Genomic DNA, 11,698 nt, shown 5'->3' with positions numbered 1-11,698 from the left:
AGCTAAAATATGGATAGCGCAAGCGTACCCTGCAGAGGAAGTGAGATATTATGGTTCTAGGTAAACCTCAAACCGACCCAACATTAGAGTGGTTTCTTTCACACTGTCATATTCATAAGTACCCTTCAAAGAGCACGCTAATTCACGCGGGCGAAAAGGCAGAAACTTTGTACTACATCGTTAAAGGTTCTGTTGCGGTTCTTATCAAAGACGAAGAAGGTAAGGAGATGATCCTTTCTTACCTAAACCAAGGAGACTTTATTGGTGAACTTGGTCTATTCGAGGAAGACCAAGAGCGCACAGCTTGGGTTCGTGCTAAATCTCCTTGTGAAGTTGCTGAAATTTCTTTCAAGAAGTTCCGTCAGCTTATCCAAGTAAACCCAGACATCCTAATGCGTCTTTCTGCGCAGATGGCTCGTCGTCTTCAAGTAACTAGCCAAAAAGTGGGTGACCTGGCGTTCCTAGACGTAACTGGTCGTATCGCTCAGACGCTTCTGAACCTTGCAAAACAACCAGACGCAATGACTCACCCAGACGGCATGCAAATCAAGATCACTCGTCAAGAAATCGGTCAAATTGTTGGCTGTTCTCGTGAGACAGTAGGTCGTATCTTGAAGATGCTAGAAGAGCAGAACCTAATCTCTGCTCACGGTAAAACCATCGTGGTTTACGGTACTCGTTAATCTCGAACTAGAGTGACACGAACAAAATTATAAAAGCCACCAATGGCAACATTGGTGGCTTTTTATTTACTCATGACCAAATGAGATAGGGTGCAGCGAACACTAATGAGTAAGCTTAACAGGTTAACCCTAAAACTTAGCCATTCGTACTTTCAAAGATTTTGTCAGCTGAAGCGGCCACGAAACCTGGGTACAAATCACCATTTTCCATCGGATAGCGCTTAGCAAATTCATAAAACCCGCCAGGGATAATTTCAGTGCCTTCGCTAAAACGAACCGCTACTTTATCTGCCATGGTCGATGACTGCTCTAGCAACACCTCAGGAGTGCCCTTCACTTCACCACCATTTTCATTAATGGTAAACCCAGCGGTACGCAGATGATCGTTTACCTGCTTCACTTCTTCATATTCATTGAGCTGGTTAACGCTCACCGTGAAGTGGTTTGCTCCGTAACCATGCGCCGCAAGCCAAGATGCGTACTCACTTTCTTTAGCCAACGTTTGGTAATCAGCAAAGCTTAAATCCCACAAGCGTCCACCATGTAAGAATGCGCTATCGTTCAGCTTGTCAGCATCGACTTGTGCCACCAAATTTTTCACAATCTCTTGTAGCTCAGACGAGCACTCTTCAACTTTTAGCTCACTAATAAATACTTTAGGTTGCTTCGGATCTGGGTGCTCATAGTGCTTAGCAACCAGCTTTTTGCTTTCGAAAACGTAATCACCACACGCCTTGTAACCAATAGCTACAAATGGCTTAGCTAGAGTTTCAATACCAAGAGGCGCGATATTGAAGGTACGTAAAGCTATATGATCATTAATCAGAGGCTCATCTTCTTGAAGCAGCTGATGCACTTTAGCAGCCGAAGGGCAAAGACGTTGAATGTAATCTTGCCATAGCGATTCAAATAACACATCGGGCGTCATAACGACTCCTTGTTACGAGATGTAGAGTTTAAAGGTAAGCGGAAGTTGGCTGCTCGTTCACAACAAAAGTTGTCCAGAATAATGAACGAGCAACCATCAACCTGTGACGGTAAATGCCAGTCAGTCAACACGCTTTTCCGAGTCTTTGCTCACTTTTCGTGTTCTGCCAACGATCACTACAACCCATACCTAAATGATGCGCCGGCAAGGTGAGCCGCAATGCATAGTTGCGACTCTATTATTAAAACTTATAGCGCTACACCTGGACTCAATGTTGCAGGCAAGACAGTCTCTTGACCTTCCATTGATGCCATTGGGTACGCACAGTAATCTGCTGCGTAGTAAGCGCTTGGGCGCAAGTTACCCGACGCCCCCGGACCACCAAATGGCGCATCACCGCTTGCACCAGTGAGCTGGCGGTTACGGTTCACGATACCTGCACGAATGTGGTCAACGAAGTATTCCCATTCTTGGTCGTCGGTTGAGACCAAACCAGCAGATAAGCCAAAGCGCGTATCGTTTGCTAGCGCCACGGCTTTGTCTAACCCTTCGTAACGCACCACTTGCAGAAGTGGGCCGAAGTATTCTTCATCTGGTAACTCAGCAATGTTCGTTACATCAATGATGCCAGGAGAAACAAACGCCGCCTCTCCTGCTTTCGCTTCAATCAAGCTTTCACCGCCAAGAGACTGTAGATTAGCTTGTGCATCAAGAATAAACTTGGCTGCCGCGACCGAAATTTGCGGTCCCATAAATGGCGCAGGTTCTGCAAATGGTTGGTCTACGCGAATATTGCGTGTCGCTTCAACGAGTTTGGTGATAAGCGCATCGCCTTTTTCACCCAATGGCACATACAAACGACGAGCACACGTACAACGCTGCCCAGCACTGATAAACGCTGACTGGATGATGGTGTAAACCGTGGCATCCAAATCACCATATTTATCAGAGATCACCATCGGGTTATTACCACCCATTTCTAGTGCGAGCATCTTGCCCGGTTGACCCGCAAATTGACGGTGTAATACATGCCCCGTATTTGCGCTACCCGTAAACAGTACGCCATCGATGCCTTTTGCGTCAGCGAGCGCGATACCAGTTTCTTTCGCGCCCTGAACAAGGTTAATCACGCCTTTCGGCAGACCGGCTTCTTCCCATAGCTTCATTGCCAATTCACCCGTCCATGGCGTTTGCTCAGACGGTTTGAACACTACCGTGTTACCAGCCAGTAGCGCAGGCACAATGTGACCATTTGGTAGGTGGCCTGGGAAGTTGTAAGGACCAAACACCGCCATCACGCCCAATGGGCGGTGGCGCAATACGATTTGGTTGCCTGCTGCTTCACGGCTCGCCTCACCAGTGCGGTCATGATAAGCGCGAATCGAAATGGCAATTTTACCTGCCATTGCCGCTGCTTCAGTGCGCGTTTCCCAAATTGGCTTACCAGTTTCTTTGGCAATGACTTCGGCGATTTTTTCGCTGTTCTCTTTTACTTTCTCCGCAAAAGCCAACACGATTGCCTCACGCTCTGAAAATGGGCGCTTTTTCCAGTCAATAAACGCTTCACGCGCTGCAGATACCGCCTGGTTCACCTGCTCTGCCGTTGCACCTTTGCCTTGCCAGATCACTTCTTGGTTGTACGGCGACAGAGACGTAAATGCTTCACCCTGACCTTGTACCCATTCACCTGCAATCCAATGTGTCATTGTTTCTATCCTTAAATTCTGTCGTCTGTTACTGCGGAAGAAGGCGAACGAAATCCCCTTCTTCAACCGAAAGTGCATCCGCAACGTCTGGTGCGATCATTACGCTCTGTGTTTCTGCGTCATACGCCGCTTTAGTGACTGTCGCACGGAAGTTCTCGAAAGATGAATTACACATCAAGAAGTCTTGTGTGCTGGAATGTTCAGAGATTTTGACTTGCGCACGGAATGAATGACGTACCGACTCAATATTACGCAGATCACACTCAACCGTTGGGCCACCATCGAAGATGTCGACGTAGCCTCGGTTGGTAAAACCTTCACGCTCAAGCAGCTTCAGCGCTGGACGCGTGTTGTCATGTACTTGACCAATCACGGCTTGCGCTTCTGGGCTGAGCAGGTTGATGTAAATAGGCAGTTTCGGCATCAAGTCGGCGATAAAGCCTTTCTTGCCGATACCTGTCAGGTAATCTGCAAGCGTGAAATCGATAGAGAAGAAATGCTCTTGAAGCCATTGCCAGAATGGTGAATTACCCTCGTCGTCTGAAACGCCACGCATCTCCGCAAAGATCGTTTCAGAGAAGCGCTCTGGGTGCTCTGCCATCATTAGGAAACGACACTTCGACATTAGACGACCATTCAGACCTTGGCGGAATTTCTCACGCAAGAACAAGGTACAAATTTCGCTGTTACCCGTGTAGTTATTACCAAAAGTAAGCAGTTTAACGACGTTGTTAACGCCAAGCTTTGGCGACGAGTGCACGACTTTACTAATGTGATATGAGTAAAATGGGACATCCCAGCCGATAGATGCTTCGATTCCGGTGGTACCCGCAACCTCACCCGTTTCAGAGTCAAAGCCAACCATCAGGTAGCCTTCATCGCCTGGTTCTGCCACATCTGGCTTACCAAAGCTGTACTCTGAATGTTTGATTCGATTGGTTAACAGTTCTTCGTTAACCGGTAGAGATGTAAATCCGTGACCAGACTCCACCGCACAAGTGTGCAGTGCGTCGTAATCCGACATCGCGATAGGGCGAACTACTAGCATCAATACTCCCTCCAGATGCAAGAAGATCCTAACTATATTGTAGGAACAATTCCCCCATCAGAGATCCTTGACGGGGGTGTCTGCGTTGACGTTTAAACTGATATCGCGCTTAAACTAAAGTCGCGATCGCTTTATCCAGTTTCGCCAAGCCTTCTTCAATTTCTTGTTGTGTGATAACGAGTGATGGTGTGAAACGTACGACATTGGCACCCGCAACCAATACCATGAGACCTTGTTTACCTGCAGCAACCAGCACGTCACGCGCACGGCCTTGCCATTCTTCATTTAGTGCAGCGCCAAGTAATAGGCCTTGACCGCGCACTTCTGAGAAGATGTTGTACTTCGCGTTGATCTTCTCTAGACCTTCACGGAACATTGCTTCGCGTTCTAGCACACCAGCCAACACCTCTGGCTTAGTAACTTCATTTACAACCGCTTCTGCAACCGCACACGCTAGTGGGTTACCGCCATATGTAGAACCGTGAGTGCCCACTTTCATGTGCTCTGCCAATTTTGCTGTCGTTAGCATTGCACCGATCGGGAAACCGCCACCAAGTGATTTCGCAGTACTTAGAATATCTGGCGTGATACCTAAACCTTGGTAAGCGTAGAAGTTACCTGTACGGCCATTACCAGTTTGCACTTCATCGAAGATCAGTAAGGCGTTGTGTTTGTCACACAGCTCGCGAACCGCTTGAGCGAACTCAGGCGTTGGTGGCACGATGCCGCCTTCACCTTGTAGTGGCTCCATCATGACCGCACAAGTACGATCAGACATGTGTGCTTGTAAAGCTTCGATATCGTTGTAAGGAAGGTGTGTCACGTCGCCTGGCTTAGGACCGAAGCCGTCAGAGTATGCCGCTTGGCCACCAACCGTTACGGTAAAGAATGTACGACCGTGGAAACCTTGTTTGAATGCAATGATTTCAGATTTCTCAGTGCCATGAACGTCTGCTGCATAACGACGTGCCAGCTTCAAAGCGGCTTCGTTTGCTTCTGCGCCAGAGTTAGCAAAGAACACACGCTCAGCAAAACTCACTTCTGTTAGCTTTTTCGCCAGGCGAAGGGCTGGTTCGTTCGTCATAACGTTACTTAAGTGCCAAAGCTTGTTAGCTTGCTCTGTTAGTGCGTTTACCATTACTGGATGACAATGGCCAAGACAGCTCACTGCAATACCACCAGCAAAGTCGATGTATTCATTACCTTCCTGATCCCAAACACGTGAACCTTCACCTTTAACAGGGATCATTTCCATCGGGTTATAGCAAGGTACCATTACCTCATCGAATAAACCGCGCTCTACTTTAATTTCCGTTGTCATTGCACATTCCTTCTTGATACCGCATGCGTAGCAGATAAGCGAATTTAACCGGCTCTCTTTGCCAGCAAATAATGTTTTGCATTTAAGCTATTGCGGCATTGTATTTACATTTAATTAACCATTTCAATAGTGATTTATTCTTTTCGTTCTCGAAAGCAACTTCCATTAATCACTGCTTATGACTATTTATGCATCAAGAAAGTAAAATAGAGAAGTGATTTTTTATAAATGTTATGTAATACAGGGGATAGAAGGTTTAAAAAGACATGAATAGACAAAGAGACTCGAGAGAATCGCATAGTTTTGCAATCCGCTCACCTCAGCAAAAAGATGAATGATTTGTTAAGAAAAGTGATCGCGATCAGATCGTTTTGCGTGCTAAAAAGTTCGCAAGCAACTCGTGACCTTGCTCAGTTTTGATTGATTCTGGGTGGAACTGCACCGCATCAATTGGCAAGGTTTTATGTTGGTAACCCATTATTTCATCCATGCTTCCGTCAGGCAGTTCTGTCCATGCAGTCAGTTCAAACACGTCGGGTAAAGTACCGTTTTTCACCACAAGAGAGTGATAACGGGTTACCGTGAGTGGGTTATTCAGATTTTTAAACACACTACGACCGTTGTGACGAATCGGTGAGGTCTTACCGTGCATCACTTGTCGTGCACGTACCACTTTGCCCCCAAACACTTGCGCTATCGCTTGATGGCCAAGACAAACACCCAATATTGGAAGCTTACCAGCGAAGTGTTCTATCGCTTTCAGTGAAATACCTGCTTCGTTCGGCGTACATGGCCCTGGCGAGATCACCAAATGAGTTGGGTTGAGCGCCTCAATGCCTTGGATATCGATTTCATCGTTACGCACCACCTTTACGTCTGCACCAAGCTCGCAGAAGTATTGGTAAAGGTTGTAGGTAAACGAATCATAATTATCGATAATTAACAGCATGGGACTACATCGTGGAAACCTGAAAGCGAGTATTGTGCCGCCTTTTTATCTAAACGCAAGTACGATCAGTTATTCCACCTCGGCTTGCAGGAACTTACTCAGCAGGCTTTCCAACGCATTTCTTTCTTCAGAGTCGAGACAAGTTAAGTGCTGTTCCATGCTCGCGACATGCGCTTCAAGCACCTGATCTAAAAAGGCAACACCGTCTTCCGTCAATGTCACTCGATTACTTCTGCGGTCGCTTTCGCTCGCTACGCGGTGCACCCAACCTTTTTGTACTAGGCCTTCTAATCGGGTACTTACCGCACCAGACGAAATCATCAACGTTTTGTACAACGTTGTCGGAGTGACGGGTTCGACGCTACGTCTTAACGTCGCCAGAATATCGAACTCAATCGCGCTGATCCCAGCATCACCGCACACTTGGCCATGGGCCTGTTCCCAGAAGTTTGCCGCGCGACGAATTCGCCCAACCACGCCCATCGAAGAACAATCTAAGTCAGGTCGTGCTTGCTGCCACTGCTGAAGAATCTTATCTACACCGTCCATTACATCATCCTCACGATCATCACTAACTAAAAATCTTTTCAAAAAGATACTTGACCAAAAGAAAAAACACCATTACTTTTAAAAAACAATCTTTCACGAAAGATACTTTTACAGGAGTTATTATGACCAGCGCAGAAAGGATTCAAGCAATACTGCTCACCGCGATTGCTCCCACCGTTTGGGGCAGCACCTATATCGTCACTACTGAGTTGCTACCCGCAGACAGTCCCCTGCTCGCTTCTGCGATACGCGCACTGCCTGCAGGATTACTGCTCATCGCGTATACACGCTGCTTTCCGAACCAGCAATGGTGGGGAAAACTCGCTTGCCTTGGAACGCTCAACATCGGGCTGTTTTTCTACTGTTTATTTTTTGCGGCGAGCTACCTGCCCGGAGGAACGGCGGCATTGGTCATGTCGAGCCAACCGATCATCGTGATGCTACTCAGTGGGCTGGTATTAAAAAGTAAGATCGCCTTGAGCCACTGCATCGCAGCAATCTTCGGGGTGCTTGGTGTAGCGCTTATCGTCATCAACGAAACGGTGCAGATCAGCGCGCAAGGAATTGTTCTGGCGGTACTAGGTACATTAAGCATGGCAAGTGGCGTGGTGCTCACCAAATACTGGGGACGTCCGGAGAATATGTCGACATTGGCGTTCACTGGCTGGCAACTCCTCGTCGGAGGCATCCTTTTATTACCTGCAGCGCTATGGTTTGAAGGTCTACCGGAGACCATTTCGCTAAAAAACTTGGCCGGATACAGCTACCTAACCATAGTGGGCGCGGTACTCGCTTACGCACTGTGGTTTAAAGGAATCGAGCGTCTTCCTGCAACAAACGTCGCGTTTCTAGGATTTCTGAGTAGCGTCTCGGCGAGCGTGTTGGGCTACGTATTTTTAGATGAAATACTCACACCACTGCAATTGTTAGGTGCAGGAGCAATACTGGTTTCGATCTTTTTGGCCTCCCATAGTCCTAAAGCTGCAAATGCATAACTCCAATAAACAAGATATAAAATTCAAAAGGAAATGATTATGAAACTAACGATTGTCTCTGGCAGCCAAAGGGCAAATTCACAAAGTCTCAACGTAGCTCGTTTTCTCAAACAGCACGGTTTGCAAGAATTCGACCAAGTGGAGATCCTCGACCTGCATGAACTGAACCTGCCATTTTGGAATGAAGGCGTTTGGCAAGGTATCCAAGAGTGGGATGTTTGGACACCAATCGCGCAAAAACTGCAAGAGTCTGACGCGTTTGTCTTTATCACACCGGAATGGCACGGGATGGCAACCCCTGCGCTGAAAAACTTCCTATTGCTGACGACAGCAAACGAACTGGCACATAAACCTGCACTATTGGTGAGTGTCAGCGTGAGTATCAACGGTGTTTACCCGATCAGCGAATTGCGCATGACCGGCAGCAAAAATAACCACGTGTGCTTTTTGCCTGACCACCTCATTGTGCGCAACAGCGATAAACTCATCGATCAAGATGCGAATAGCGATGACAGTGATTTTGTCGCTCGCACCCAATACACCTTGAAACTGCTCAGCTATTACGCGAGCGCATTAGCACCAGTGCATCAGGACATGCTGCCGCTTGGTAAACCATTCACCTACGGGATGTAATCGTCATTTAAGCCGCTCAGTATTGGGCGGCGTTTAGTTTAACCTCTCTCCAAGCAACTATTAGCAACGCTAATAGTTTCAGTAGTAATCCGGTTTGTTTGAATTGTTTCAATAGTGTTAAATCATTCTCAATTAAAGGGGAGATGTATGAACATTATTGAAGTCTTAGAACCTTGGTTAGCCGACGCGATTAGTCTCCGTCATGCCATTCATAAACAACCAGAATTAGGTTTTGAAGAAAATAACACTCAAGCGTTAGTGGTTGCCGAGCTCGAAAAGTACGGCGTCGATGAAATCTGTACTGATTTCGCCAAAACGGGCGTGGTGGGTGTGATTCACGGCTCGCTCGGGGACGGAAAGAGCATCGGTCTTCGCGCCGACATGGACGCGCTACCCATCCATGAAGCCAACACATTTGCCCACCGTTCGTGCCACGACGGTAAAATGCACGCTTGTGGCCATGACGGTCACACCACTATGTTGTTACTCGCTGCGCGCTACTTGGCCCAGTCGCGTAACTTTGCAGGCAAAGCGGTGCTGATATTCCAACCGGCAGAAGAAGGTCGCGGTGGCGCCGAGACCATGATCACCGACGGCGTGTTAGAGCGCTTCCCGATCGACGAATGCTACGCTCTGCACAATATGCCGGGCATTCCTGAAGGGCATTTCGCATTTAAGACGGGGCCAATAATGGCGAGCTCTGACCGTCTGTTTGTCACTGTCGACGGAAAAAGTGGTCATGCTGGCTTACCACACACAACCCAAGATCCATTACTTGTCGCGACCCATATTTACCAAGGTATTCAAGGCATGGTCAGCCGCAACTACGACCCGTTTGATCCACTAGTGGTTTCGGTCACACAGCTGCATTGTGGAGAAACAACCAACGCCATCGCCGACCAAGCTCATATGAGCGGTACGTTCCGTACTTTGTCTCAACAAACACGAGATAGCTTGGTTGAACGACTCGAGCAACTAGTAGCTCACAGCGCCAAGGCGCACGGGATGCAAGCAGAATTTAAACTCGGACCAATTTCTCACCCACCGACGGTTAACACCGAAAACGAAACTCGGCGAGCGATCGACGCAGCGGCTCAAACCGTTGGAGCTGAGCGCGTTAACCCAAGCTGTGAAGCTATGCTAACCAGCGAAGACTTCGCCTTTTTCCTCAACAAAGTACCGGGTTGCTACGGCTTTATCGGCAACGGCACTGAGGAGCAAGGATGCAGCGTTGGCCTGCACAACAAAGCCTACGACTTTAACGATCGGCTGCTGCCGATTGGCGCCGCTTACTTTATCAATTTGATTGAACAGCAATAACAACAAATGAGGGGAAGTGACTCCCCTTTTTACACAAAGGAGTGTTCTAACAATGTCGACTGCAATTACGCAAAAATCAAGTTCAGGCGCGTCAATGATCGACCGCATTGAGCGACTGGGCGATAAAGTCCCTCATCCCTTCTATTTGTTTATCTTCCTGTGCCTCAGCGTCATGCTGCTCTCTTGCCTATTCTCGTTTATTGGCGGCGGCGTGACCCATCCATCTACGGGTGAAGTAGTGCACGTTAAGAGCCTAATCAGTGGTGAAGGTCTGGTTTACATCCTGCAATCGACGGTGAATAACTTCGTCTCGTTTAAACCACTCGGATTGGTCTTATGTATGATGCTAGCGGTGGGGCTATTGCAAGAAGTAGGCTTGGCCGACAGTGCAATCAAACAATCATTGCTCAACGCGCCGCGTCAGTTTGTCACCGCGTCGATTTTCGTCACTGGTATCATCGGTAACCTCGCCTCAGACGCTGCGTTCATTTTGGTTCCCCCTCTCGCAGGTCTGATTTTTGCGGCAACCAACCGCAACCCAATTGTCGGCATCGCCGCAGGTTTTGTCGCGGTCGCGGCTGGGTTTACCGCCAACCTATTTATTGCTGGCACCGATGTATTACTTTCCGGTATTTCAACCGAAGCGTCTGCCATCGTTGAACACGTCGAAGTTAGCCCGGCAGCAAACTGGTACTTTATGTTGCTTTCCGTTCCGATTTTAGTCGTCACAGGGACGCTCATCACCGACAAATACATCGAGCCTAAATTCGCGCATAAAGTGACAACCAACCACGCCGATAGTGAACCGTCTTTTGAAATTACCACTAAGCAAAAGAGTGCGTTGAAATGGGCTGGAGCAGCGTCTTTGGTGTTTATCGCTTTGCTTTTGGCCGCCCTGCTGCCAGCCGATTCACCTCTGCGTAATGCAGACGGCGGTTTGGTACCTTCACCTTTCCTAAAAGGGATTATCCCGATCATCATGGCATTCTTCTTTATGAATGCGGTGGTTTACGGCGTCAAAGCGGGTACGATCAAACAAGCCAGTGATATTCCTGACTTGATGTCCAAAGCGCTCAAGGGCGTTGGCGGCTACATTGTCTTGGTATTTGTGATTGCCCAGTTCATTGCTTGGTTTAAGTGGTCTAATTTAGCTATCTTTATTGCGGTGAATGGTGCGGAATGGATTTCGTCTGTCGAGATGCCAAAGCTGGCGATGATGGCGCTGTTTATGATGCTTGCTGGCGTGATGAACATGATTGTGTTTAGTGGTTCGGCGCAATGGGCGATCATGGCCCCGGTATTTATCCCACTCTTTATGTTACTTGGCGTAGACCCGCAAATTACGCAAATGGGCTACCGTATTGCCGACTCCACCACCAACATCATTTCACCGACCAATCCATATATTCCGATGGTACTGGCGCTGATCGCCAAATATAACCCGCAAGTGAAATTTGGTACTTTCCTCGCGATGATGGTGCCATACGCTCTGGTGCTATTTAGTGTTTGGGGCGGGCTATTCCTGATTTACATGCTGACAGGTTTACCCGTCGGGCCAATGTAACG

11 protein-coding genes are annotated in these 11,698 nt (G+C 48.0%); 5 read left to right on the top strand and 6 right to left on the bottom strand.

Features of this window, described 5'->3' with window-relative positions; translation table 11 throughout:
• Nucleotides 1-50: 50 nt before the first annotated feature.
• Nucleotides 51-683 carry a cAMP-activated global transcriptional regulator CRP gene (gene crp / locus R7P72_RS20795; protein WP_005381432.1) on the top strand — a complete coding sequence of 211 codons (633 nt, stop codon included), beginning with the start codon at nucleotides 51-53 and terminating at the stop codon, nucleotides 681-683.
• A gap of 136 nt (nucleotides 684-819) precedes the next feature.
• Here crp and R7P72_RS20790 read toward each other — a convergent pair whose 3' ends face one another.
• From R7P72_RS20790 to R7P72_RS20765, 6 genes are all read right to left on the bottom strand, one after another.
• Complete coding sequence (locus tag R7P72_RS20790) at nucleotides 820-1,611, bottom strand: DUF1338 domain-containing protein (RefSeq protein ID WP_005381426.1); 792 nt, start codon at nucleotides 1,609-1,611, stop codon at nucleotides 820-822.
• Between the two features lie 248 nt (nucleotides 1,612-1,859).
• Entirely contained in the window at nucleotides 1,860-3,317 is a 1,458-nt protein-coding gene (gene astD, locus R7P72_RS20785; RefSeq protein ID WP_005381424.1) for a succinylglutamate-semialdehyde dehydrogenase, read from the bottom strand.
• 28 nt (nucleotides 3,318-3,345) lie between these two features.
• Nucleotides 3,346-4,365 carry an arginine N-succinyltransferase gene (gene astA, locus R7P72_RS20780; RefSeq protein WP_005381422.1) on the bottom strand — a complete coding sequence of 340 codons (1,020 nt, stop codon included), beginning with the start codon at nucleotides 4,363-4,365 and terminating at the stop codon, nucleotides 3,346-3,348.
• A 109-nt stretch (nucleotides 4,366-4,474) separates the two neighbouring features.
• Nucleotides 4,475-5,686, bottom strand: coding sequence for an aspartate aminotransferase family protein (locus R7P72_RS20775; protein ID WP_005381420.1), 1,212 nt, complete (start codon nucleotides 5,684-5,686; stop codon nucleotides 4,475-4,477).
• A gap of 361 nt (nucleotides 5,687-6,047) precedes the next feature.
• Complete coding sequence (locus R7P72_RS20770) at nucleotides 6,048-6,635, bottom strand: aminodeoxychorismate/anthranilate synthase component II (protein ID WP_005381418.1); 588 nt, start codon at nucleotides 6,633-6,635, stop codon at nucleotides 6,048-6,050.
• Between the two features lie 69 nt (nucleotides 6,636-6,704).
• Nucleotides 6,705-7,184: a MarR family winged helix-turn-helix transcriptional regulator gene (locus tag R7P72_RS20765; protein ID WP_005381417.1), complete on the bottom strand. Its 480-nt coding sequence runs from the start codon at nucleotides 7,182-7,184 to the stop codon at nucleotides 6,705-6,707.
• A gap of 122 nt (nucleotides 7,185-7,306) precedes the next feature.
• On the opposite strand from R7P72_RS20765, the gene R7P72_RS20760 reads away from it, so the two are divergent.
• The 4 genes from R7P72_RS20760 to R7P72_RS20745 all read left to right on the top strand — a co-directional run bounded on the left by R7P72_RS20760 (nucleotide 7,307) and on the right by R7P72_RS20745 (nucleotide 11,696).
• The gene (locus R7P72_RS20760) at nucleotides 7,307-8,179 is read left to right on the top strand and encodes an EamA family transporter (protein ID WP_005381415.1); all 873 of its coding nucleotides are present in this window, start codon (nucleotides 7,307-7,309) and stop codon (nucleotides 8,177-8,179) included.
• A gap of 39 nt (nucleotides 8,180-8,218) precedes the next feature.
• On the top strand, nucleotides 8,219-8,812 hold the full coding sequence (locus tag R7P72_RS20755) for an NADPH-dependent FMN reductase (protein WP_005381413.1): 594 nt from the start codon (nucleotides 8,219-8,221) through the stop codon (nucleotides 8,810-8,812).
• A 147-nt stretch (nucleotides 8,813-8,959) separates the two neighbouring features.
• Nucleotides 8,960-10,132: a M20 aminoacylase family protein gene (locus R7P72_RS20750; RefSeq protein ID WP_005381411.1), complete on the top strand. Its 1,173-nt coding sequence runs from the start codon at nucleotides 8,960-8,962 to the stop codon at nucleotides 10,130-10,132.
• A gap of 52 nt (nucleotides 10,133-10,184) precedes the next feature.
• The gene (locus R7P72_RS20745) at nucleotides 10,185-11,696 is read left to right on the top strand and encodes an AbgT family transporter (protein ID WP_053303039.1); all 1,512 of its coding nucleotides are present in this window, start codon (nucleotides 10,185-10,187) and stop codon (nucleotides 11,694-11,696) included.
• The last annotated feature ends 2 nt before the right edge of the window (nucleotides 11,697-11,698 follow it).

Source organism: Vibrio sp. Vb0888 (genome assembly GCF_033338835.1).
Classification (GTDB): domain Bacteria; phylum Pseudomonadota; class Gammaproteobacteria; order Enterobacterales; family Vibrionaceae; genus Vibrio; species Vibrio alginolyticus.
The sequence above is the reverse complement of the archived record's forward strand: the minus strand, read 5'-3'. Positions and strand labels throughout refer to the sequence as shown.

Bases quoted from the DNA above. Each gene is read 5' to 3' on its own strand.
- astA (WP_005381422.1), bottom strand. From the start codon at position 4,365: ATGCTAGTAGTTCGCCCTATCGCGATGTCGGATTACGACGCACTGCAC.
- R7P72_RS20775 (WP_005381420.1), bottom strand. From the start codon at position 5,686: ATGACAACGGAAATTAAAGTAGAGCGCGGTTTATTCGATGAGGTAATG.
- R7P72_RS20765 (WP_005381417.1), bottom strand. From the start codon at position 7,184: ATGGACGGTGTAGATAAGATTCTTCAGCAGTGGCAGCAAGCACGACCT.
- R7P72_RS20755 (WP_005381413.1), top strand. From the start codon at position 8,219: ATGAAACTAACGATTGTCTCTGGCAGCCAAAGGGCAAATTCACAAAGT.
- R7P72_RS20790 (WP_005381426.1), bottom strand. From the start codon at position 1,611: ATGACGCCCGATGTGTTATTTGAATCGCTATGGCAAGATTACATTCAA.
- crp (WP_005381432.1), top strand. From the start codon at position 51: ATGGTTCTAGGTAAACCTCAAACCGACCCAACATTAGAGTGGTTTCTT.
- R7P72_RS20750 (WP_005381411.1), top strand. From the start codon at position 8,960: ATGAACATTATTGAAGTCTTAGAACCTTGGTTAGCCGACGCGATTAGT.
- R7P72_RS20770 (WP_005381418.1), bottom strand. From the start codon at position 6,635: ATGCTGTTAATTATCGATAATTATGATTCGTTTACCTACAACCTTTAC.
- R7P72_RS20745 (WP_053303039.1), top strand. From the start codon at position 10,185: ATGTCGACTGCAATTACGCAAAAATCAAGTTCAGGCGCGTCAATGATC.
- astD (WP_005381424.1), bottom strand. From the start codon at position 3,317: ATGACACATTGGATTGCAGGTGAATGGGTACAAGGTCAGGGTGAAGCA.
- R7P72_RS20760 (WP_005381415.1), top strand. From the start codon at position 7,307: ATGACCAGCGCAGAAAGGATTCAAGCAATACTGCTCACCGCGATTGCT.